Genomic DNA, 22648 nt, shown 5'->3' with positions numbered 1-22648 from the left:
GTCAGACCCTCCTTTAGTGTGGTAAAGGGGGGTCTGACCCCTTTTCTCATTTTTTGTATAAATTTCATTGCCTCTGGAGATGCTGAATTCAAGAGAGGGAGTGAAATTTTGTGGTAAGAATGAAAACTATTGGTCGGCGTATGTTAATGAGCGGCCTTTTTCTAGCAGCTTTCTTTACAACGTTTCAAACTTTTTCAGGTGTAAGTGCTGCTGAACTTCAACAATGGGTAATGCAAAACTTTGAAAATGATCATAAGGAGGTAACACATACTGCTCATGATAGATCGCATAAAGTCACGTCATTAAGTCCTAAGTCTTTACCGTTTGTTCAAATAGAAGAGCAAACGTTGTCACAAGAAATCGCTAAAGCAGCTCCGGTAACATTAGAAGAAGCAGTTGACTGGTCTCAATATCCTTCAGAAACGGTGATTGCAACGGGATATACGGCAGGATATGAATCAACTGGAAAAGAGCCAGGAGATCCAAGTTACGGCATAACCTTTTCTGGTATAGAAGTAAAAAGGGATGTTTATTCAACGATTGCTGCAGATCCGAATGTATACCCAATTGGTACTGTCTTGTTCATTCCGGGTTATGGTTACGGAGTAGTAGCTGATACAGGTTCGGCCATTAAAGGGAATAGAATTGATTTATATTATGAAACGGTAAGTGATGTATTTAACAATTGGGGCAAGCAAGAAGTAGAGGTCTATGTTGTAAAAGAAGGTAATGGTACTTTGTCTGAGGAAGAGTTCAAAAGCCTTAATGAAGACGAGACTGTACAGGTTTTTCGCAATCAAATGTTCGATCAATAAAAGATAAAAAGAGTAGTGGCGTGTTAAATATAAAGTTTGACACGTCATTTTTTTATTTCATGATGGTTTTTAGTTCAAGGGGGCTAACATGTGTTAGTCCCTTGAACTGATTTTAACAGGCAGTGCTACTAATTTGAATGAATTGCGTATTAGTGGATGATTACGTGTAGTGTAAGGGTAAGAAAAATACCGAGCAAAGCACCGAAAAAAACTTCGATAGGTTGGTGGCCTAGCAATTCTTTTAATTCTTTTCTTTTCTCAATTTCTTCTTTCTTAGGCCAGGATTTTACTTCATCGACAAGTTTATTAAAATCGGTAACGAGTTGATTTATAACGGTTGCTTGGTACCCAGCGTGACGTCTAATTCCAGTAGCGTCAAACATAACGATAATTCCAAAGACAGCTGCTATTGCAAAAACAGAGGAATCTAGTCCGAACTCTAGAGCAATCGCTGTAGATACTGCTGTCACAGCAGCTGAATGTGAACTTGGCATCCCACCTGTACTCGTTAATAAAGTCCATTCCCACTTTCTAGTAGCTATAAAATTAAGTGGTACTTTCACGAATTGAGCAAATCCAATTGCGAATAAGGCTGCCCATAAAGGGAAATTTTGAAATAATTCCATTGATTACGTCCTTTCCTACCATACATATACCTTTCAAATAAAGGGATCAAACATGTGATTTTAAGTTTAGATTGCCATTAATTATATCATAAATAAGATCTACTTTTGTTAGTGTTCATCAAGTGCCACAATTTTATTGATAGAAATCAGGTGTCGACAAAAAGCCTTGCCACTTTAATAAATACTTAATTTTTACCTTTCCTAAAGCCTTTTGTATAATGGAGTGAATGATCATAAAGGAGTGATAACTAAATGTTTAAAGTGGTGTCTGAATTTATAGTGGAGAATGAACATGATGTGTTAGTCGTAGGAGTATTTGAAGGAGAGGCCCTTCATCCGAAAGTAGCACAAATGAACAAGATTTTAAACGACCAAATTTTAAAACTTAAAAAAACAAAAAAAGCCGCCTCTATTGGCAACGGTTCTCTCATCCATACATTGGAGAAACTCAAATCAGAAAGTATATATGTGGTGGGGCTTGGTAAGAAGGAAGAGGCAACAACTGAAACAATCCGAGAAGAGTTAGCTCGTGTAGCTCGAATTTTTGAAAAAGAGAAAATGACCCAAATCGCATTTATCACTGAAAGTTTTGCAACAGATAACATTGGTGTTAATGATGTTGCTACTTTAATAGGGGAGGCTCTTGCACTTGGAACCTATACCGTTTTGGATTATAAAGAAAAGACTAATGAAGTAGCAGTGAAAATAGAGGAAGTTACCTTATATGGTGAAGAGCCTGAAAAATTACTAGAAGCAGTAGAAGTAGGTTATACATATGGTGAAGGGACAAACCTTTCACGGAGATTAGTCAATACACCTGGGAATATGATGACGCCAACGATTTTAGCTGAAGAAGCAGGAAAGCTAGCAAATAAATATCAATTTGAATTCGAAGTGCTTGAGCGCGAAGATATGGAAAAGCTAGGAATGGGAGCATTGTTAGCTGTAGCTGCAGGAAGTGATCAGCCACCGAAAATGATTGTATTGAAATATATTGGAAATGCGAAATCGAATGAAATTCTTGGCTTTGTCGGAAAAGGTTTGACTTTTGATTCAGGTGGAATATCGATTAAACCCCGTGAAAATATGCACGAGATGAAAGGCGATATGGGAGGAGCAGCTGCTGTACTAGGAGCTATGGATATTATCGGTACAATAAAGCCTAATGTCAATGTGATAGCGATCATACCATCTTCTGAAAATCTGTTAAACGGTTCAGCACTCAAGCCAGGTGATGTTATTCGTTCTATGGCTGGTAAGACGATTGAAGTACGTAACACAGATGCAGAAGGGCGTTTGATCTTAGCAGATGGAATGACGTATGCAAAGCAGCTTGGAGCAACCTCTTTGATAGATGTAGCTACTTTAACTGGAGCGGTTTTAGTTGCATTGGGCGATTGCACTACTGGTGCAGTCACAAATCATGAAAAATTAATGGGGGATGTGCTGGAAGCCTCAGTAGAAACAGATGAGTGGATCTGGCGTTTTCCTACTTATGCACCATATAAGAAAATGCTGAAATCAAGTGATGTAGCTGATTTAAATAACGCACCTGGCCGTTTAGCAGGCAGTATTACAGCAGGCCTTTTTATCGGTGAATTTGCAGAAGATACACCATGGGTTCATTTAGATATCGCAGGAACAGCTTGGCAATCGAAAGAAAGCAAGCTTGGACCAGCAGGTGGGACAGGGGCGATGGCACGTACGCTTGCGAAAGTGGCAATTAATAAGGAAAAAAAATAAAGAATGGAAGAGAACCTGACTACGTATTTCAAACCTTTTAGTAACGACGTAATAATAATTACGATTGTTACAAGGTTTGGAAAGTTTCAGGTTCTTTTTTTCTGGAAGTTTGAATAGAAATGTAGACAAATATAGAGCTGTGTCGAGCATTAGGCCAAATTTCCAAATCTTAGCACAAATAACGCCGTTATTTGGAAACTCAGCTACGAACGAGACAGCAAATCACATTTGAGATGGAAACTGACTTCCACTAAGATAGAAGTACTGACTTGTTTGTATATTTTGTTTAGTTAGATTATTCTGTGAAAAAGGAGTGAGAGCACTCATTGAAAGTATTGCGAACTTTAGACAGATGGCTCGTGAAAATTGAAGAACAGATTTTAAGCTATTCAATTATTGTGATAGCAGTTATGATTGTCGGAAATGTATTAAGCCGTGCAATTACAGGTTCTAGTTGGGCTTTTTCACAGGAAGTAAGTTTATTTGCAGTAACTGTCGCAACATTTATGGGAATCAGCTATGCTGCCAGAAAAGGTAGACATATTAGCATGTCAGCCTTTTACGATTTAGCGCCTTTTCCTATCAGGAAAGCACTTTCAATTATTATTCCGGCTTTAACGGCTTTTGTCCTCTTTACACTTTCTATATTTGGCTATAGTTATTTTATGTCACTTGTGGATTCTGGACGGGTTACGACTGCTCTGCAGATACCAGCATATGTACTTGCTATTTTTGTTCCAATTGGACTAGTTTTAGGTGGAATTCAATTTTTACGAAATATGTGGGTGAATATTAAAGAAAAAGAAATTTATTTGGCTCAAGAGAAAAAGGATTACTCTTAACAATATGTTTTGAGAAGGGGACTTAACCTTTAACTAAAAAAGACTGCGAGGAATCTGAGAATGATAGCAACTATGATAACGGTAATGATCGTTCTGCTTTTACTAGGATTTCCAATGATGATTCCAATGCTGGCTGCATCAATAGTTGTAGTGATCTTCTTTATGCCAAACGTTGATCCGATGTTTATAGTGCAGCAAATGATGGAAGGTATTTCATCTTATTCTCTACTAGCGGTTCCGCTGTTTATCTTTGCGGCAGATATTATGTCGACAGGAAAAACATCGAAACGGCTACTAGATTTCGTTGGTTCTTTTGTTGGTCATCTTCGAGGAGGGTATGCAATTACCACTGCAGCTGCATGTACGCTCTTTGGTTCTATTTCAGGTTCTACACAAGCGACTGTTGTAGCAATTGGGACTCCAATGAGGAAGAGACTATTATCCGTTGGGTATAAAGATTCAAGTGCAATTGCTTTAATTATCAATGCTAGCGATCTTGCGTTGTTAATTCCACCGAGTATCGGGATGATTATTTATGCCCTAGCAGCTCCAAGAGTGTCGCTTGGCGATTTGTTTATTGCAGGAATTGGACCTGGACTATTAGTATTTTTAATGTTTGCGACTTATAGCTATATTCATGCAAGAATCTTTAAAATTCCTAAAGTAGAGAAACAGAGTTGGAAAGAGCGTTATAAATCAACAACAAGAGCATTATTTCCTCTTGGCTTTCCAGTAATTATAGTTGGTGGGATTTACTTCGGAATCTTTAGTCCAACAGAGGCTGCAGGTATTTCCGTGTTATATGCACTAATCCTTGAACTGTTTGTATTCCGATCTATTAAACTAACAGAAGTTCCTAAGATTGCTCTTTCAACAGGGCTTGTAACATCAGCAGTATTTATATTAGTTTCTGCTGGCCAAGCATTCTCGTGGTTAATTTCGTATGCGAGGATCCCTCAAATGTTGACGGAAACAGTGTTAGGGGCTGACCCAACAGCTTTACAAGTATTGTTAATTGTCGCTATTTTCTTTTTTATTGGTTGTATGTTTGTAGATCCAATTGTTGTCATATTAATTTTAACACCAATCTTTTACCCTGCTGCGATGCAAGCAGGTGTAGATCCAATCCATTTAGGAATTGTCATTACATTTCAAGCAGCTCTTGGTTCGGCGACTCCACCATTTGGGGTTGATATATTTACTGCGAGCGCGGTCTTTAATAAATCTTATTTAGATGTAATTAAAGGTACGCCACCATACATCGTGATGTTACTAATAGCGTCAGTACTAATTATACTATTTGAGGAAATCTCACTGTTTTTACTTTAGTTGAGATGTTTCTTGAAATAGAACTACTATTACAGGGGGTATTTGATGTTTTTTAAAAAGAGAAATTGGAAATTTTTAGCTTTGACTGGAGCGTTAACAATGGCGCTAGCTGCATGTGGTAGTGAAGAGGCAGGAACTGATAGTGGTACCGTAGACGAGGGTGGAGAAGAATACAACTGGGTTTTCTATACAGAAGAAATGCAGGGACAAGTGCAGTATGAATATGCAGCAGAATTTGCTGAGTTACTTCATGAAAAATCAGACGGTCAAATCAATATTGATGTATTTGAATATGGACAATTGGGAGATGCTGTTAATCAAGTAGAACAATTGCAACAAGGAATGGCTGAGTTTGCAATTATTTCACCAGGATTTACGGGTGGAATGGTTAAAGAAGGTCAAGTATTTGACTTACAATTCCTTTTCCCTGATGATCAAGAAGTAACTCAAGAAATTCTAAATACGAGTGAGGCAATAAACGTTCATTTAGCTGAATTGTATGAAGAACAAAATATTAAGCCGTTAGCTTTCTTCACAGAAGGAGCAATGCAATGGACAGGAAACCAAGAATTAAGAACACCAGAGGATTTTACCAACTTCCGTATGCGTACACAAGAATCTTCTTTAATTCTAAAATCTTATGAAGCATATGGTGCAAACCCTACTCCTATGGACTGGGCTGAATTATATGTAAATCTTCAAAATGGAGTGGTAGATGGACAAGAGAATCCAATCTTCTTTATTGAAGACGCTGCGTTCCATGAAGTTCAAGACCATATGACAATTTCTAACCATAACACTTATGTAGCGATGACGACTGTGAATCCTGACTTTTATTATGGCTTATCCGAAGATATCCGTGCACTGATTGATGAAACAGTGGATGAAATGCAACCAAGAGTGTTTGAAATGCAAGCTCAAATGAACGAAGAATTCCTAGAGTTAATTAAAAATGATACTGAGAACCCAACAGAAGTAATCGAGTTAACAGAGGAAGAGCGTGAAGCGTTCCGTGAGTTAGCAATACCTGTTCGTGATTACTTCCGTGATGAGGTTGTTGGCGATGAAGGCCGCAAAATATTAGAGCTTCTCGAAGAAGAAATTGCTTCACACGAATAAAAGCTAATGAAAAAGTACCAAGGTAGAGCCTTGGTACTTTTTTTGTGGGAAAAATGGTTAATTTCAGAACATTTGCCATTTATTGATTTAATGAGTGTTGCGATGCTGGCTTGTATCGACTTATTATTGTTTGCGCTTTGCTTTGGTGTTTACACAATCTTCTATTGGGTCATTTACTTATTATTTGTCACCATAATGTTGAGCAGCTTTGAAGTGAAGAAAATATAGGGATTGTTGAATGGATGAAGAAAATGTATGGATGAAGTTTTTGATAATTGTTAATAGGGCTGTTTAGAAGCTTCTAATAGAGTCCGATGGATCCGTTCGCTACATTGTTTTGGGAGTGTGCTGAAGATCAAGTTTAAATCTTCGGCGCACTCCTTTACTCTACAATGAAAAGATAAAGATTTCATTTTACTTCAACCCTTTATTAAGGTAAAGAAAACCATTGACAAATATATTGCTATAATGATAGTTTTATTGAGTGCTTTCATATATTAATGATTTAATAAACTAAAGGATTTAGGTGTTGAAAAATGAATGCAGTATTAGTAGCAGTACTTGTCATGTTAATTTTAAGCTTAGTTCGTGTTCATGTAGTGTTAGCATTAGCGATTGGTGCGTTAGTTGGTGGACTTTTAGGTGGTTTAGGTTTTGAGCAGACGGTCGCTGTATTTAGCGATGGTTTAGGTGGTAGTGCCACGGTAGCGCTTAGTTATGCGCTTTTAGGTGCCTTTGCTGTTGCAATTGCTCGTACAGGATTGCCGGATGTAATGGTGAATTGGGTCATAAAAGTAGTTGGACGTAATGAAGATTCAAGAAAGAAAGCTTTGTCAAAAGCACTTATTTTCTTTTTACTAGCCGTAGTTGCTTGTTTCTCTCAAAATGTCGTTCCAATTCACATTGCTTTTATTCCTATTTTGATTCCTCCAATTTTGAAGATATTAAATGAATTAGGAGTAGACCGTCGTGCGATTGCGACGATCTTAACATTTGGGTTAACGGCACCATATATTTTCTTACCATATGGCTTCGGTGCGATCTTCCATGGCATTGTTGCTGACAATATGTCTGAAAATGGGCTCGCTATTGAATTAGCAGATATTCCAAAGGCAATGGCATTACCAACATTAGGACTTACTATTGGGCTACTAGTAGCTGTTTTACTCACGTATAGAAAACATAGAAATTATGAAAATCGTGATATCGTAGGAGCTGCTGAGAAAAAGCTAGAGTATACTAGATGGTCGGTTGTAGCAGCAACACTATCGATCGTTGCTACACTTGTCGTGCAACGTCTTTCTGAATCGATGATTATTGCAGCTTTAGCTGGACTTGTAGTTTTACTTATTAGTGGCTCATTAAAATTTAAAGAAGCAGATGAAGTTGTAACAGAAGGAATGAAAATGATGGCGTTTATTTCCTTTGTTATGCTTTCAGCTTCAGGGTTTGCCGCTGTCATTCGTGAAACAGGACATGTTGACTTACTAGTCATACAAGCATCAAATATTGTAGGAGAAAGTCAAGCTGGAGCGGCTTTATTAATGCTTGTCATTGGTTTATTTATTACGATGGGTATTGGATCATCCTTTGCAACTATTCCAATTATTGCAACTTTATTTGTCCCTCTTGGACTTGCAGCAGGTTTTTCGCCGTATGCGATCATTGCATTAATTGGAACAGCAGGGGCATTAGGTGATGCAGGTGCGCCGGCATCAGACAGTACACTCGGGCCATCAGCCGGTTTAAATGCAGACGGACAACATAACCATATTTGGGACACGTGTGTACCAACATTTATACACTTTAATATCCCCCTCTTCATCTTCGGCTGGCTAGCTGCTATGGTACTATAGAGTTTAACCCAAAAGGGTGGTTTTCCCTTTTGGGTTAAACTCGTAGCAAGGAGCGAAGCCGTTGCAGTTTTAATCGCACAAAAACTAGAGTAACTTAACTGAGTTACTCTAGTTTTTTTCTGTGAAGCGTTCTAAGGGCAGTTAGCATTCTTGTAAGTGCGAAGTATTTTATCTTATGCGACTTGATTAGGTGTAGAGCCTCGTCCACGTCTTTTATTTACTGTACTATAGATACGTGAAGATAATATGGCGGCAAAGAAAGTTAAAATAATATCTTTAACTGCAGGAGCTGCCATCCAAGCCCAAACAACTTGGTAACTAACTGCCTCTAAATTAGCAATAAATTGGAAAGCAAAATACATATAATGAGTTCCAACTACATAATTAATGATAAGACCAATAAAACATGCAATCATAAAGATTGGTACACTTTTTTTGCGGCTTTTCTCTATGATTAAACCTGTCACGAATGCTACAAGAATATAGGAGAGTAAGAAGCCGAATGTTGGACTTACAAATGTTCGAAGCCCTCCTGAAAATTGAGCAAAGACAGGGAACCCAACTAGTCCAATGAGCAAATAGACAGTCATAGCTAATGAGCCGAGACGGCTGCCGAGAAGGGCTCCTGCTAAAATAGCAAATAAAGTTTGCAGCGTAATCGGTACGGAACCTATGACGAGAAAAGAAGTTAAGTTAGCTCCAATAGCCATTAAAGCAGCAAACATAGCGACTAGAACCAGGTCTACAGTTCGGAATTTTCGAGTAGATTCACCCATATGTTCACCTCGTTTTAAAATTAGTTAACAATAGAATAATAAGAAATCAGATTATTGTCAACATTTATTTGTTGTAAGTTGACATATGGGGTCTTAGTGTACATTAGATTAAGAAAAGAGCTATAATAAGGTGGGTTTTTATTGTAGCAAAAGGAGGTTTTATGAATGGTTGAGCGTCCTGCTGGTTTTTGGATTCGATTTGCAGCGAATATTCTTGATGTATTAGTTATTTCTGGAACAATTTTCATTCTTGCGGGTATATTTGGGTTAGGTTCAGGTGGAAGAGAAGTATTAGATGGGGTTGCTAATTTACTATATTCGTTGCTGCTTCCAGTTTTATGGTATGGGTACACTGTAGGGAAAAGGCTATTAGGAATTCGAATTGTAAAAATAGATGGAAGTGACGTAGGATTTGGAACGATGCTACTCCGTGTGGTTGTTGCTGGTTTTGTATATGCGATCACTTTACTAATAGCCTTCATTGTAAGTGCGTTTATGGTTGCCTTCCGTCAAGATAAAAGAAGCATCCATGACTTTATTGCAAATACGTATGTTACTTATCAAAAACCAGAAGAAATTAATCCATATCAAGAATCGTAATGAATTAGATCTTTAAAAAAAAGCAATGGCTACGCACGTTGCGTGCAATCTGAGAAAAGCATTCAGATTGCGAAAAAGAGGGCAACGGCTGCGCCCATTGCATCGACTCCAATCAAAAAGGAAACCCACCTTTTTGATTGATTAAAAAAAGCAATGGCTACGCACGTTGCGTGCAATCTGAGAAGAGCATTCAGATTGCGAAAAAGAGGGCAACGGCTGCGCCCATTGCATCGACTCCAATCAAAAAGGAAACCCACCTTTTTGATTGGAGTCTTTTATTTTACTGATTCTTTTAGTTGTTTTCCTGCTTTGAATGCTGGTGTTTTTGTTGCGGCAATATCAATTTCTTCACCTGTTTGAGGGTTACGACCTTTTCTCGCCGCTCTTTCGCGGACTTCAAAGTTTCCGAAGCCGATGAGTTGGACCGTTTCCCCTTTTGACAGTGATTCCTCAATTAAATCAAAAACTGCATTTACAGCGTTCCCTGCATCTTTCTTCGATAGTTGTGTACGTTCAGCTACAGCTTGTACTAGTTCAGTTTTATTCATTTACTGTCATCTCCTCGTTCAGTTAAATTCACCGTGCATTCTGATACCATCATGTCCAAAATGAAATAATTTATACATTTTTCATGAAAATAAAATGGTAAATCTCTTGCTATAAAAGGGTTTGTCACAGATTTTTTGGTGTTTTCTTACTTTGCAAATAAAGCGTTGCATTAATTTCCCCTCCGATGACTAGGATGACACCGGTTAGAAAAAACCAAAGCATTAGAATGATGACCCCACCTAGACTGCCATAAGTTGCAGTGAAATTACCAAAATTACTTACGTAGGTTGAAAATAGTGCTGATATGACTTGCCAACCAACCGTAGCTGTAACGGCTCCGATGATTACCTGCTTCCATTGTAATTTAACATTAGGTGCTAAAGAATACAAAAGCATAAGAACCACGGTCATTAGTCCGATTCCAATAATCCAGCGTAAGGAATTTAAGATCGTTGCTGTCTCATGAGGGAGGAAGAAGTATGTTTCCAAGGCTGTAATAATAACATTCCCAAATACCGGTAAGAGCAATGTGGCAATGATAACAACGATCATCCCAAAAGTAAGAACGATGGAAAGTAGGCGTAGCTTTACAAAATTTCTTGTTTCTTCAATGCCATAAGCACGATTCACTGCTCTTATTAATGCATTAACCCCGTTCGAAGCCGACCAAATTGTTGCGAGCACCCCGAACGAAATAAGTCCACCTTGAGGCTCACTGATAACTTCTAAAATAGTTGTAGTAAAAAGATCTGCTATGTCTTCAGGTACATAATCATTAATAAATGCATAAATTGTATCAATGTCAAATTTAAAATAAGGGATTAATGCTAACAAGAAAATGAGCAGTGGGAAGATGGAAAGCATAAAATAATAAGCAAGAGTCGCTGACCAGTCTGGTATTGGATCCGTTTTTAATTTGTGAATAAACAAATTCATGAAAGAAAGTTTTTTCATTGGTTTCTCCTTTTGTTCCTTTCTGTTGTTATCTAAATCATACCCACTCTTTTAGCGCATTGAAACTCGTGTATAATGGAATTGATGAAATTTACGATTTTTACAAAATCGTAACGTGTGTATAAAAGATTTTGGACAAGAAAGGGAGTGGTGATTTTGGTTTATCAAGCTAACGAACCCAAATTTTTATGGATATTATTATTTATTTTAACGATTACGTATGCCTATGCTCTTGAAACGACTTTAGCAACATATTTAGCGTACGGTATTTCCTTTGTTTTTTTCGCAGCGATGACAATGAGTTATCATGTTGAAGTATTAGATGACCAGTTGATTTATGTTGTTCGGATATTCGGGTATCTTGTTGTTTCAAAAAGAACTATACAAGCAGAAGAAATCGAAAAGTTGACTGTCATTCATTTAAGGGAAAGAACAATTGTCTTAGTTAACCTAAAAAGAAGAATGAGAATCAAGTTGCAACGTTTTTCTCCGGACGGATTAACAGAAAAGTTACTGGACTTTGCAAAAGCTCATAACATCGAAATTCTAGATACCGGTCAAAAATAAATATTGTAGTAGGTGACCCTCTTAATAAACGACGATTTAGAGGGTCCTTATTTTTTTATAATAGCAGAAGAAGGCGAAATATCTGCTTTCAACACTTCCTTCATGTATAAAAGAGCATGCTCATTTTTGTCAATCGTATTAGAGGCAACGCAGTCAGATGGAATCAAGAGCTTGTAATCTCGCATGTAAGCATCATTGGCTGTGAATTGTACACACATATTTCCGGCTACCCCAGTTATAATTAAAGTATTTATTTTTAAGTGGGCGAGCAATAGGTCTAATGGTGTAGCAAAAAAACCAGAGTACTTAGGTTTTAAAATAAAGTAATCATCATCATCAGGCTTCATAATTTCAGCAATTGGCTTCCCACGTACATCTTCTTCAAGGCAATGAGAAACAAGGTGTCGAAAGTCGGATTGCCACTTGCCGTAGTTATCATTGACGTAAATAACAGGGAACTCTTGCTTTTTTAAGAATTGCTTTACATTCTTTATGTTTTTGGCGGCTTGATAGGCATGTGGAAGCAATTCATATCCACTTGAAAATTCCAAGTCGTTGATCATATCGATAATAAGTAATGCATAACGTTGTGTATGTGATGTCATCCAAACTCCTCCCAGGAAAATAAGAAAAACCACAATAATAAATGATCGAATAATAAGAAAAAAGAAGGTTCGTTACAGTTGCTCGGTATGTTATGATAAACCAAAAGAAAAGATAACATACGCTACATACGTAAAGGAGATATAGAGATGGAAGATAAAGCAATTGAAATATTACGTATCATTGAAGGAAATGGCCGTGTGGCGATCCCAACACTAGCTAAAATGGTCGATGCTTCAGAACAAGAAGTAGAAAGTATTTTGAAAAAGTTAGAAGAGGACAAGGTGATACTGAGTTATTCTGCAGTCATAGACTGGAGTAAAATAGAAAAGCAAGAGGGAGTAACTGCTGTTATTGATGTGAAAGTTACGCCACAGCGTGGAGTTGGGTTTGATGAGGTAGCTGAACGTATTTATCGTTTTCCGGAAGTGAAGGCACTATACTTAATGTCAGGAGCTTATGATTTATCTGTCGTTATTGAAGGGAAAACAATGTCGGAAACAGCGCGTTTTGTTTCAGAAAGATTATCAACAATTGATACGGTTATTTCTACGACTACTCATTTCCAATTGAAGAAATATAAACATGATGGGGTTGTGTTTGAGCAAGGAGACGAAGACCATCGAATAGTGGTGACTCCATAATGGCTTATACTAAAACAAATACGAGATTATCCCAAAGAGTTCAGACGATCAAACCGTCTGGTATCCGACGATTTTTTGATTTAGCATCTAAAATGGATAATATTATATCCCTTGGTGTAGGGGAGCCTGACTTCGTTACGCCGTGGAATGTTCGTGAAGCAAGTATTTCTTCATTGGAGAGGGGGTTTACAGCGTATTCAGCAAATGCTGGGATTATTGAACTTAGAAGAGAGATTTCTACTTATATGAGTAAAAGGTTCTCTGTTCAATACGATCCGGAAGACGAGGTGCTCGTTACCGTTGGTGCGAGTGAAGCGATTGATATTGGAATGCGTGCTATTCTTGATGAAGGTGATGAAGTTATTGTTGTCGAGCCAAGTTTTGTCTCGTACGTACCTCTTGTTCAAATGGCAGGTGGTGTACCTGTATCGATAGGGACAACTAATCAAGATAATTTTAAAGTATCAGCTAAGCAAATTAAAGCAGCTATCACGGACCGAACTAAAGCGATTATGCTCTGTTTTCCGAATAATCCAACAGGAGCAACGATGAACAGGCAGGAAATGTTGGAAATTGCCTCACTTGCTGAACAGCATGACTTGCTTGTATTCTCTGATGAGATTTATGCTGAATTAAGCTATGATGAAGACCACGTTAGTTTTGCTTCTCTTCCAAATATGAAAGAGAGAACGATTTTGATTTCAGGGTTTTCAAAAGCATTTGCGATGACTGGCTGGAGGTTAGGTTTCGTATTAGCCCCACCAGATATTCTTGCGGCAATGCTGAAACTCCACCAGTATAGCTTGATGTGTGCACCTACGATGGCTCAATACGGAGCATTAGAAGCATTAAAGAGTGGCATGGATGACATTGAACGTATGAAACAATCCTATCGACAACGACGTAATTATTTCGTTAAATCTTTTGAAGAGATTGGTTTGGAATGCCATACACCGGGAGGAGCCTTTTACGCATTTCCTTCGATTGAAAAGACGGGGCTAACATCTGAGGAGTTTGCAGAGAAACTGTTATTAGAAGAACGGGTTGCAGTTGTTCCTGGTCATGTGTTTGGAAAAGGTGGAGAAGGGCACATTCGTTGTTCTTATGCAACGTCGATGGAGAATCTTGAACAATCAATTGAAAGAATTGGAAGATTTCTAAAAAGGCAATAATGGTAAATGTGAAGGTATGACTCTAAATTGAATTAATAAAAAAATGAGGTTGTCTCTAAAAGGTCTGATCCATGTTCAGCTCGAGTTTATCGTATACGTTTAGGCAGCGCATGCGATAATGAGTGCACGGGTCAGATTCTTTATTTTGGAGACAACCTCTTCATTCGTAGGGGGAATACGATTGTAATAACCATTATAGGCAACAGTTATGGAATATATACATAATCGTCAGAAAAATGTAATGTTTGTTTTTGTGAGGAAAAAAAGGTAACATTTTCTCATAGATTCATTAGATTGTGGACAAAAAGAAGGTAGGTAGTAACATGCTGATAAGGAAGATCCGAGAAGAAAATCCTTTAGTGCACTGTATGACAAATGTCGTTGTGACGAATTTTACTGCAAATGGATTGCTGGCACTAGGTGCATCGCCAGTGATGGCATATGCAAGAGAAGAAGTAGCTGAATTAGCAAGTATTGCAGGAGCTTTGCTTTTAAATATCGGAACGCTCTCGAATGAGCAAGTTGACAATATGATTTTAGCTGGGCAAGCGTCCAATAAAGCTGGAGTACCAGTGATTTTTGATCCAGTGGGTGCTGGTGCAACTGCGTTTCGAACAGAAAGTAGTATGAGAATATTACAAGAAGTTGATCTAACAGTATTGCGAGGCAATGCTGGTGAAATAGCATCGCTCGTTGGTGAAGAAGCAAATGTTAAAGGAGTAGACGGTTCTGTTAATGGCGACCCGGTCGAACTAGCGAGAAAAGCTGCAAAACAATTTCAAACCATATGTGTTGTTACAGGTGAAGTTGACGTAATAACGGATGGGGTACGTTCTCATAAAGTTTACAATGGTCACCCATGGCTTACGAAAGTTGTTGGGACAGGCTGCCTTCTAGGAGCTGTTATTGGTGCATTTATAGCTACTGGAAAACAAAATCCACTTGAAGCAGCCAAAGAGGCCGTAACATATTTTGGTATCGCTGGCGAACGGGCATATAGTCAAACAAACGAAGAAGGTATTGGTTCGTTTCAACAAGCATTTCTAAATGAGCTCCAGCAACTAACAGATGAACAAGTTGAACAATTACGACGCTTAGAAGCGTAATGAATAGAAAGAGGGAAAAGGATGAGTAATGTATTTTCTGATATGCCAAACTTTTTAGTGGAGGCCTTAACTAAGCAAGGTGTGACAGATCCGACTGATATTCAAGCGAAAATGATACCAGAAGCATTGTCAGGTCAGAGTTTAATTGCAAGGTCTCAAACAGGAACAGGAAAGACACTGGCTTATTTACTGCCTGCTTTGGCGAAAGTTGAAAAGGATAAAAAAGGTCTTCAAGTAGTTATTTTAGCGCCAACGCAAGAACTTGCTATGCAAGTAGTTGACGTAGCAAAAAGTCTAACGACATCTGAACCAATCGAAATTGGTGCTTTTATTGGTGGTGCAAATATTAAGCGTCAAGTGGAAAAATTAAAAAAACAAAAGCCTCAGCTAGCGATCGGTACACCAGGAAGATTACTTGAATTAATTGAGATGAAAAAGTTGAAGTTGCATGAGGTTAAGGTTGTTGCAGTTGATGAAGCTGATCGAATGATGGCTGAGCGACCTTCATGGGAGTCGACGATCGAAATTGCCAAACGAGCAGGAAGACAGACTCAATTTTTATTTGTTTCTGCAACGATCCCACACGGATTTGCTGAATCGGTGAGTAATGTTGCTCCGTTCGTAGTGGAGGTAGAAGCTGAAGGTGGGTTATTAAACAACGAAAACGTTGATCACCTTTTTATTCTTGTTGAGCCAAGAGAGAAGGTTGATACCGTTCGCAAATTAATTCATGCTGAGAAAGTAGAGAAAGGGATCGTTTTTGTCAACCAACTGGAAAGGGTTGCAGAGGTAGTTGAGAAATTTTCTTATAAAGGGATTAAAACAAAAGCCTTGTCATCTGATCAAGGAAAGCAAGAACGTGAACATGCGTTAAACTCATTTCGAAAAGGAGATACTCATATTTTAGTCGCAACTGATGTTGCAGCTCGTGGGCTTGACGTAGAAGACGTAACACATATTATTCAGCTTGACGCATCAACTAGTCCTGATAGTTATTTGCACCGCGCTGGCCGAACGGGAAGGATGGGAAAAGCAGGCGTCGTTATTTCAATCATTGACCCGAATAATGAGTATAAATTAGAGAAATATAAGCGTGAATTGAATATTGAGTTAAAGGAAAAATATCTTTCAAGAGGGAAGTTAATGGAAAAATAGGTTTAATGCTAGGGTTATAAAACCCTAGCGTATTTCTAGTGGTCCCATATTTTGTAAGTTAGCGAAATTAAAACGATTTTGCTTAAATGGGTTAATTGTGTTAAAATTAAAAGGTTAAAAATTATTTAGGAGATGTATGTATATGTCAAATTATGAAGTAGGCAATATTGTTGAAGGAAAAGTTACTGGTATCAAGCCATTTGGTGCATTTGTAGCTCTAGATGAAAAAAAGCAAGGACTTGTTCATATTTCAGAAGTAGCACACGGTTTCGTTAAGGATATTAATGATGTTCTTAAAGTAGGAGACGAAGTGAAAGTGAAAATCATGAATGTAGAAGAGGAGTCTGGAAAAATCTCACTTTCTATCCGTGCTACTCAAGAAGCTCCTGAGCGTCCTGCACGTCCAGCGAAGCCTCGTCCTCAAGGAAATGCTGGTGGTGGCCGTAAACCACAACCACAAAAGCAGCAACAACAAGGGTTTAACACGTTAGAAGATAAGCTTAAAGAATGGTTAAAGCAATCTAACGAAATTCAAGCAGACTTAAACAAACGCGCTAAGAAGTAATAATAAAAGAAAACACTCTTTCGTAAGAGTGTTTTCTTTTATTTTGTAACATAATTATTTATAAACAATAATAAGATTGACAATAGACAAGCATTGTGTTGGGAAAAATTGTACTTAAGTATCAAAGCCAATAATACATAACAGCAAAATTGAATGGTTGCAATGGCTTCGCAAGTCGTGCGCTGATTGAGAAAGTCGCTCAAACGGCTAAATGCTACGACGATTCGTATAGTACTTCCTTTGGTTACTAATTGAGCCACCTGAAACAAAATGATTAAAGACAAAAGATTGCAATGGCTTCGCGCGTCGTGCGCCGTTTGAGAAGATCACTCAAAAGGCTTAAAACATGACGACGGCTTCGCTCATTGCTTCAGTTACAGTACAAAAAGTAAAACCGACTTTTTGTACTGTAACTGAAAAGGGTCTGACTGATTAAGTCAGACCCTGATCTATTATCGCTGTGTTTCAGGAACGCGTTCAAGCTCCTCATCTGGTTTGAAAAGAATCGAAATACAATATAGACCTGCCAAACCAACTAGGGCATAGATAACACGTGAGAAAGCTGCTGCTTGACCACCGAAAATGGCTGCAACAAGGTCAAAACGGAAGAAACCGATAAGTCCCCAGTTGATTGCACCAATAATCGCTAGAACTAATGCTGTACGTTGAATACCGCTCACATTATTCACCTCCAGTAATGGTTATTGGCATTGCAAATAAATGCCTTTTGACACTTTGTTGAGTGTCCGACACAACGCCATAATGTTGTGTTTCACCCCTTATAATGCGGAAATAGTATTTCATTTATGCATGAAACCAAAGTACCAATCGTTTACAATTGCAGGGATTGAGCAATAATAGAGATGAAAAGGAAGCGATAGGAGTGAATCCATTTAAGTTTCAGAATCCAACGAAATTGATTTTTGGTAAAGGACAAAACGAAGTTATAGCGAAAGAAGTAAAGGAGCATGGAAATAAAATTCTTCTTGTTTACGGATGAGGAAGTATCAAACGTAGCGGTTCGGAAAAAGACATTGCGTTAGAAGCGATCGAAAAACTTTCGGCTTTTTGGACTTCGCTAGGACTCCAAATCGGTTGGCTGATTATGATATCGATAGTAGTCAAATTAATAAAATGGCAAGACTTGCTTCTTGTCGTGGTGAATTTGGCAATTTCAAGTCATTAGCAGAAGTGGATGTAAAAGAAATTTTGCAAGCATCCCTATAGAAGTGCTCAAGTTTATCGTCTTCTTTGTGACATTGCTTGATTATTAGCAACCCTTTAGTTAAAGTGAAATAGAAATTCCACATAGTAAGGAGAATGAATATGGAAAAAGTAAGCTTTGATTATTCTAAAGCTCTAACATTTTTTAATCAACATGAAATTGACTATATGCAGGATGCAGTGAAAGCAGCGCATGAAGCTTTACATAATGGAACTGGTGCAGGTAATGATTTCTTAGGATGGATAGACCTTCCGAAAAATTATGATCGTGAAGAATTTTCACGCATTCAAGCAGCAGCCGAAAAAATAAAAAATGATTCAGATGTGTTGCTTGTAATCGGAATTGGTGGTTCGTATTTAGGAGCTCGTGCTGCGATTGAAGCACTTAATCATACATTCTATAATACGCTTGCTAAAGAAGAACGCAAAACGCCTCAAGTCTTTTTTGTTGGACAAAACATTAGCTCAACGTACGTAAAAGATTTACTTGCTTTAATTGAAGGGAAAGATGTATCTGTTAATGTGATTTCAAAGTCAGGTACAACAACTGAACCGGCCATTGCCTTCCGTATTTTCCGTGATTATTTAGAAACAAAATATGGCGTAGAAGAAGCGCGTAAACGTATTTATGCAACCACGGATCGTGCGAAAGGAGCTCTTAAAACACTTGCGACAGATGAAGGATATGAAACATTTGTAGTGCCAGATGACGTAGGTGGGCGATTCTCTGTATTAACAGCTGTAGGACTATTGCCAATTGCCGTAAGTGGACTTGATATTAGTCAAATGATGGAAGGTGCAGAAGCGGCAAGTGAAGATTTCAACAATCCTAACCTAGCTGAAAATGAATCTTACCAATATGCGGTTGTTCGTAATGCCCTCTATAATAAAGGGAAAACAATTGAGCTCATGGTCAACTATGAACCATCTCTTCATTTTGTTTCAGAATGGTGGAAGCAATTATTCGGTGAATCAGAAGGTAAAGATGGCAAAGGGATTTTCCCAGCCTCTGTCGACTTTTCTACTGATCTGCATTCAATGGGACAATACGTTCAAGATGGGCGTCGTGACTTATTTGAGACGGTTATTAATGTAGAAAACGTTCGTGAAGAAATTATAATTGAAGAAGCTAAGAGTGATTTAGATGGTCTCAATTATCTTGCAGGAAAGTCGATGGACTTTGTGAATAAGAAAGCTTTTCAAGGTACAATGCTCGCCCATACTGATGGTGGAGTACCAAACCTAATTGTCAATGTTCCAGAGTTAAATGAGTATTACTTCGGATACCTTGTTTATTTCTTTGAAAAAGCAGTTGGAATTAGTGGATATTTACTTGGTGTAAATCCATTTGACCAAGAAGGTGTTGAAGCCTATAAGAAGAACATGTTTGCATTACTAGGAAAACCAGGATTTGAAAAAGAAAAAGCAGAGCTTGAAGCTAGATTAAAATAGTAAAAATAAACAAAGAAGCTGCCTTGGGTATTGTCTAAAGGCAGCTTCTTACGTTGCAAGGGTAAAACTTTTCATCTACATAAAAATCAACTGGTGTGGTCAAACTATTCGTAAGAGAAAGTACGCCTTTTGAAAGGATGAGATAGATGATCGCTCTTCAGTCAACTGTTGAAGGAAAAGAAATGAAATTAAAAGAATTAGAAGATAAATTAAAACCACTTGGCTATGATATAGGTGGTGGTTGGGACTATGACCATGGTTATTTAGATTATAAAATCGATGACCAAGATGGTTATACATTTTTACGCATTCCATTTAAAGCTATTGACGGTGAACTTGATCAACGAGGAGTATCAGTTCAAATAGGAACACCTTTTTTGTTGAATCATAAATATCAAGAAGGCCTTGATGACAATCCAGATGTTTTTAATGGTTTGTTTCGAATGGCATATAATGGTTCCATTAATCAATTCCAAGAGCCTGTAGATAAAGATTCTACTGTTCAAGAAAAATATATGCCAACAGCCAAAAGCCTGATTGAAGAACTTGAACTTACCCTTTTGTATTAGTCTTTAGCAAAATACATTCATCATGTTCTTCAAATTGAAAAGAAGAGTGTGGGGCAAGGATGATTTCTCCACTTCTTTTTACTCCTAGAAGTATCCCATCTTGGTTGGAAAACTTTATTACCCCTTCGCTGAATTGTCGACCGACTAACCATTCTTCAACCGATTGGATGGTTAGTAATGGTTTTTTCTCACATCCAAGCAGTAATTGGATAAATTCATTTGTTTGATAATGAATGAGACTATTTGTTAAAATAGCGCCGGTTAAAGTTGTTGATTGAACGATCTGGTCTGCGCCTGCTCGTTTAGCATTTGGAAGTTGTTCCTTTGTGAGTATTTCAACAATCGTGTTAACATGCTCATTTTGCGCTTTTACAGCAAGTGTAGTAAGAATGGATTTCGCATCTGCACTGAATTCATTCCCTTGGTGTTTTGCAGTAATTAAAACAGAACTTGCCAGTGCGATATTCGCTTGTTTTAAAACGGTATCTTCACTGCTGTTTCCTTTAACGAAATGAGTATTGCGATATGAATTTGGAAACTCATCTAAACTCTCATCAATTAAAACAATTTTCGTTTGAGGCTTAACTTGTTGAAGATTCTCAATTGCTTGCCGGCTTCTCTCATTCCAACCAATGATTACGACATGTCCTTCTCCAATATAGGGAATTGCTCCTTCCTTTGTTGATTGATTGATCGAAACTGCAGCGCCAGCAAATGATGTAACGAGTAAAGTCATGAACCCTACCCCGGCAAATATTAGAACGATTGCTATTACTCGTGTAACCGTTGAGGATGGAACAAAGTCACCGTAGCCAACAGTAGAAACAGTAATGAACGCCCACCAGACCCCATCAAAAAGAGTTGGGAATTTTTCCGGTTCTAGTAAATGGACTGTAACCCCTGCGGCTATTCCTGATCCTACAACGGCTAATAAAAGTTTGACAATAAGTGGGACGTGCCCAAGTAATGTACGCATATATAGCCAAAATTGCATTTTCTCCACTCCTAGATCAAATGTAGTATCCAGTATAGCCAATTACTTGCTGAAACATCCGAGTATTGCTATGATTAAAGAAGAAATGATATTAGGAGAAAAGAGTATGTCTACAATTATTTTTGCCTTCTCAATCTTTTGTGGTTGGCTTATCTTTGACTTTGTGAAACACAAGAAATTTACGCTAGAAAGTGTAATAAGTTCGTTCGTGATTGCTATTGTAGCCGGAGTTTTTTGGTGGTTATTAGACTTGATTTTCTGACAAGATTAGAGCTTGTCAGTTAATGTGAAACACTTTATAATAAAGAAAAGATGTTTGGGGCATTAGCTCAGCTGGGAGAGCGCTACACTGGCAGTGTAGAGGTCAGCGGTTCGAGCCCGCTATGCTCCACCAATTTATTCGAGCTAGCGTATTTTCTATTGAGAGAATACGTTTTTATTTTGGAGTTTTATAATTTTTTACCCCTTTTAAGATGAAGTCTATAACAAGTTCTGGAAGAGTGAGTACTAAAATGTCAAATAAAGACTTTTTGGGTACTCACTCTTCTTTGTATGAAAAGAAAGAGTTGGTTGATTCTTTGTTATGAAATGCTCGATTTTATTTGCTGTTTGGATTAAGGGTAGTGAAGTTTAAAAAAAGTAGAAAAAGTGAATATATAGATTGAACTATATTAATAAGGAGCTTTGATAGAGATGCATCAACTAAATGACCATTTATTAATAAAGGCATATGAGAAGGCATTAAAGTTAGAATTAGAGAAAGACTTTATTAATATATTAGAACAAGAGCTAAATAAAAGGAATTTATCAGCAATTAAAACAAAATATAACGAATAACCCTTGAATCGATAATACAAAGGTTATATAACAAAAACCATTTGGTTCATATAAATCAAATGGTTTTTTGTTTTGTTGTTTGGCTATAGTCATAATGTGAGTCCCTATTATATGAAAAGTATAATTTGAAAATTTCATGTTCTAGTATAGCGAATCTAGTAATTGGTCATAATGGCTACTACAAAACATTGACCGTGATTTGGAGGTAGAACAATGAGTGATGGGATGAAGACGATGATAAGTGCCACGCTTTGTATTTGTTTTTTAATTGGGGTATTGGCTTTTAATGTTTTAAATTTCTAATTAGCACCTTTGTGAATTAGAAGTTCTAACGGATGAGGATAGTATCAAAACAATATGAATCTTGTTGTATTAAATATAGCTTTGTTATTAAAATGGTAATTAAAAAGTTTCTCCTTATGAGGAGAAACTCAGATTGTCGAGAAACCCCACTTTTTTTAGTGGGGTTTCTCTTTTTACATTATTTTCTCTCTAAGGGTTAAGAAATAAATCATAAATGGAAGATTGCCAACCACCTCACCCTCTGGTGA

Annotated in this window: 25 protein-coding genes, 1 tRNA gene and 1 pseudogene; 20 read left to right on the top strand and 7 right to left on the bottom strand. The window is 37.7% G+C overall.

All coding sequences use genetic code 11. The features are described 5' to 3' along the window. Nucleotides 1-119: 119 nt before the first annotated feature. Nucleotides 120-815: a 3D domain-containing protein gene (locus AC1FXZ_RS06925; RefSeq protein ID WP_480052095.1), complete on the top strand. Its 696-nt coding sequence runs from the start codon at nucleotides 120-122 to the stop codon at nucleotides 813-815. Nucleotides 816-964: 149 nt separating this feature from the next. On the opposite strand, the gene AC1FXZ_RS06920 is transcribed toward AC1FXZ_RS06925, so the two are convergent. Next, a complete protein-coding gene (locus AC1FXZ_RS06920; RefSeq protein ID WP_480051982.1) occupies nucleotides 965-1441 on the bottom strand; it encodes a divergent PAP2 family protein in 477 nt (158 codons plus the stop codon). A 252-nt stretch (nucleotides 1442-1693) separates the two neighbouring features. Between AC1FXZ_RS06920 and AC1FXZ_RS06915 the strand changes: the two genes are divergently transcribed. The 5 genes from AC1FXZ_RS06915 (at nucleotide 1694) to AC1FXZ_RS06895 (ending at nucleotide 8330) form a co-directional block, all read left to right on the top strand. Further along, nucleotides 1694-3184 (top strand): leucyl aminopeptidase, encoded by a 1491-nt coding sequence (locus AC1FXZ_RS06915; protein ID WP_480051981.1) that lies wholly within the window; start codon nucleotides 1694-1696, stop codon nucleotides 3182-3184. 326 nt (nucleotides 3185-3510) lie between these two features. Continuing rightward, nucleotides 3511-4026, top strand: a complete 516-nt coding sequence (locus AC1FXZ_RS06910) for a TRAP transporter small permease (RefSeq protein WP_480051980.1) — start codon at nucleotides 3511-3513, stop codon at nucleotides 4024-4026. A 60-nt stretch (nucleotides 4027-4086) separates the two neighbouring features. Continuing rightward, a complete protein-coding gene (locus tag AC1FXZ_RS06905; protein ID WP_480051979.1) occupies nucleotides 4087-5355 on the top strand; it encodes a TRAP transporter large permease in 1269 nt (422 codons plus the stop codon). A gap of 45 nt (nucleotides 5356-5400) precedes the next feature. Then, complete coding sequence (gene dctP / locus AC1FXZ_RS06900) at nucleotides 5401-6474, top strand: TRAP transporter substrate-binding protein DctP (protein ID WP_480051978.1); 1074 nt, start codon at nucleotides 5401-5403, stop codon at nucleotides 6472-6474. Nucleotides 6475-7010: 536 nt separating this feature from the next. Then, nucleotides 7011-8330: a Na+/H+ antiporter family protein gene (locus AC1FXZ_RS06895; protein WP_480051977.1), complete on the top strand. Its 1320-nt coding sequence runs from the start codon at nucleotides 7011-7013 to the stop codon at nucleotides 8328-8330. 173 nt (nucleotides 8331-8503) lie between these two features. On the opposite strand, the gene AC1FXZ_RS06890 is transcribed toward AC1FXZ_RS06895, so the two are convergent. Next, a complete protein-coding gene (locus tag AC1FXZ_RS06890; protein ID WP_480051976.1) occupies nucleotides 8504-9106 on the bottom strand; it encodes a biotin transporter BioY in 603 nt (200 codons plus the stop codon). A gap of 165 nt (nucleotides 9107-9271) precedes the next feature. On the opposite strand from AC1FXZ_RS06890, the gene AC1FXZ_RS06885 reads away from it, so the two are divergent. Beyond that, nucleotides 9272-9706, top strand: coding sequence for an RDD family protein (locus AC1FXZ_RS06885; RefSeq protein ID WP_480051975.1), 435 nt, complete (start codon nucleotides 9272-9274; stop codon nucleotides 9704-9706). 275 nt (nucleotides 9707-9981) lie between these two features. Here AC1FXZ_RS06885 and AC1FXZ_RS06880 read toward each other — a convergent pair whose 3' ends face one another. Together AC1FXZ_RS06880 and AC1FXZ_RS06875 are read right to left on the bottom strand one after the other, a co-directional pair. Then, nucleotides 9982-10254 (bottom strand): HU family DNA-binding protein, encoded by a 273-nt coding sequence (locus AC1FXZ_RS06880; protein WP_480051974.1) that lies wholly within the window; start codon nucleotides 10252-10254, stop codon nucleotides 9982-9984. 124 nt (nucleotides 10255-10378) lie between these two features. After that, the gene (locus tag AC1FXZ_RS06875) at nucleotides 10379-11209 is read right to left on the bottom strand and encodes a YihY/virulence factor BrkB family protein (protein ID WP_480051973.1); all 831 of its coding nucleotides are present in this window, start codon (nucleotides 11207-11209) and stop codon (nucleotides 10379-10381) included. A gap of 156 nt (nucleotides 11210-11365) precedes the next feature. Between AC1FXZ_RS06875 and AC1FXZ_RS06870 the strand changes: the two genes are divergently transcribed. Next, entirely contained in the window at nucleotides 11366-11776 is a 411-nt protein-coding gene (locus AC1FXZ_RS06870) for a hypothetical protein (protein ID WP_480051972.1), read from the top strand. 47 nt (nucleotides 11777-11823) lie between these two features. Here AC1FXZ_RS06870 and AC1FXZ_RS06865 read toward each other — a convergent pair whose 3' ends face one another. After that, nucleotides 11824-12381 (bottom strand): cysteine hydrolase family protein, encoded by a 558-nt coding sequence (locus AC1FXZ_RS06865; protein WP_480051971.1) that lies wholly within the window; start codon nucleotides 12379-12381, stop codon nucleotides 11824-11826. Between the two features lie 147 nt (nucleotides 12382-12528). On the opposite strand from AC1FXZ_RS06865, the gene AC1FXZ_RS06860 reads away from it, so the two are divergent. The 5 genes from AC1FXZ_RS06860 (at nucleotide 12529) to yugI (ending at nucleotide 17021) form a co-directional block, all read left to right on the top strand. Beyond that, nucleotides 12529-13023, top strand: coding sequence for an Lrp/AsnC family transcriptional regulator (locus AC1FXZ_RS06860; RefSeq protein WP_480051970.1), 495 nt, complete (start codon nucleotides 12529-12531; stop codon nucleotides 13021-13023). Continuing rightward, a complete protein-coding gene (locus tag AC1FXZ_RS06855; protein ID WP_480051969.1) occupies nucleotides 13023-14195 on the top strand; it encodes an aminotransferase in 1173 nt (390 codons plus the stop codon). Before AC1FXZ_RS06860 ends, AC1FXZ_RS06855 begins: the two co-directional genes overlap by 1 nt. Before the next feature lie 296 nt (nucleotides 14196-14491). Further along, complete coding sequence (gene thiM, locus AC1FXZ_RS06850) at nucleotides 14492-15301, top strand: hydroxyethylthiazole kinase (protein WP_480051968.1); 810 nt, start codon at nucleotides 14492-14494, stop codon at nucleotides 15299-15301. A gap of 21 nt (nucleotides 15302-15322) precedes the next feature. Beyond that, on the top strand, nucleotides 15323-16456 hold the full coding sequence (locus tag AC1FXZ_RS06845; RefSeq protein WP_480051967.1) for a DEAD/DEAH box helicase: 1134 nt from the start codon (nucleotides 15323-15325) through the stop codon (nucleotides 16454-16456). 142 nt (nucleotides 16457-16598) lie between these two features. Then, the gene (yugI, locus tag AC1FXZ_RS06840; protein WP_480051966.1) at nucleotides 16599-17021 is read left to right on the top strand and encodes a S1 domain-containing post-transcriptional regulator GSP13; all 423 of its coding nucleotides are present in this window, start codon (nucleotides 16599-16601) and stop codon (nucleotides 17019-17021) included. Nucleotides 17022-17473: 452 nt separating this feature from the next. Here the strand turns inward: yugI and AC1FXZ_RS06835 are convergent, their stop codons facing one another. Then, nucleotides 17474-17701 (bottom strand): DUF378 domain-containing protein, encoded by a 228-nt coding sequence (locus AC1FXZ_RS06835; RefSeq protein WP_034626543.1) that lies wholly within the window; start codon nucleotides 17699-17701, stop codon nucleotides 17474-17476. A 203-nt stretch (nucleotides 17702-17904) separates the two neighbouring features. Here AC1FXZ_RS06835 and AC1FXZ_RS06830 point away from each other — a divergent pair. The 4 genes and pseudogenes from AC1FXZ_RS06830 to AC1FXZ_RS06815 all read left to right on the top strand — a co-directional run. Beyond that, a pseudogene (locus AC1FXZ_RS06830) lies at nucleotides 17905-18018 on the top strand (hypothetical protein); the annotation flags it as partial. Nucleotides 18019-18116: 98 nt separating this feature from the next. Beyond that, nucleotides 18117-18248 (top strand): hypothetical protein, encoded by a 132-nt coding sequence (locus AC1FXZ_RS06825; protein ID WP_480051965.1) that lies wholly within the window; start codon nucleotides 18117-18119, stop codon nucleotides 18246-18248. 99 nt (nucleotides 18249-18347) lie between these two features. Then, nucleotides 18348-19697, top strand: a complete 1350-nt coding sequence (locus AC1FXZ_RS06820) for a glucose-6-phosphate isomerase (RefSeq protein ID WP_480051964.1) — start codon at nucleotides 18348-18350, stop codon at nucleotides 19695-19697. A 146-nt stretch (nucleotides 19698-19843) separates the two neighbouring features. Beyond that, nucleotides 19844-20266, top strand: coding sequence for a YugN-like family protein (locus AC1FXZ_RS06815; protein WP_480051963.1), 423 nt, complete (start codon nucleotides 19844-19846; stop codon nucleotides 20264-20266). Here the strand turns inward: AC1FXZ_RS06815 and AC1FXZ_RS06810 are convergent. Next, nucleotides 20250-21260, bottom strand: a complete 1011-nt coding sequence (locus AC1FXZ_RS06810) for a potassium channel family protein (protein WP_480051962.1) — start codon at nucleotides 21258-21260, stop codon at nucleotides 20250-20252. The two genes, AC1FXZ_RS06815 and AC1FXZ_RS06810, sit on opposite strands and share 17 nt — an antisense overlap. A gap of 106 nt (nucleotides 21261-21366) precedes the next feature. On the opposite strand from AC1FXZ_RS06810, the gene AC1FXZ_RS06805 reads away from it, so the two are divergent. From AC1FXZ_RS06805 to AC1FXZ_RS06795, 3 genes are all read left to right on the top strand, one after another. Then, a complete protein-coding gene (locus AC1FXZ_RS06805) occupies nucleotides 21367-21522 on the top strand; it encodes a hypothetical protein (protein ID WP_480051961.1) in 156 nt (51 codons plus the stop codon). A 56-nt stretch (nucleotides 21523-21578) separates the two neighbouring features. Next, nucleotides 21579-21654, top strand: a tRNA-Ala gene (locus AC1FXZ_RS06800). Nucleotides 21655-21953: 299 nt separating this feature from the next. Next, entirely contained in the window at nucleotides 21954-22097 is a 144-nt protein-coding gene (locus tag AC1FXZ_RS06795; protein ID WP_480051960.1) for a sporulation histidine kinase inhibitor Sda, read from the top strand. Nucleotides 22098-22648: the final 551 nt, after the last annotated feature.

The organism is Halalkalibacter sp. HAAS-P014 (assembly GCF_056619965.1).
Note: the sequence above shows the minus strand (reverse complement) of the source record. Positions and strands in the feature narration are given on the sequence as shown.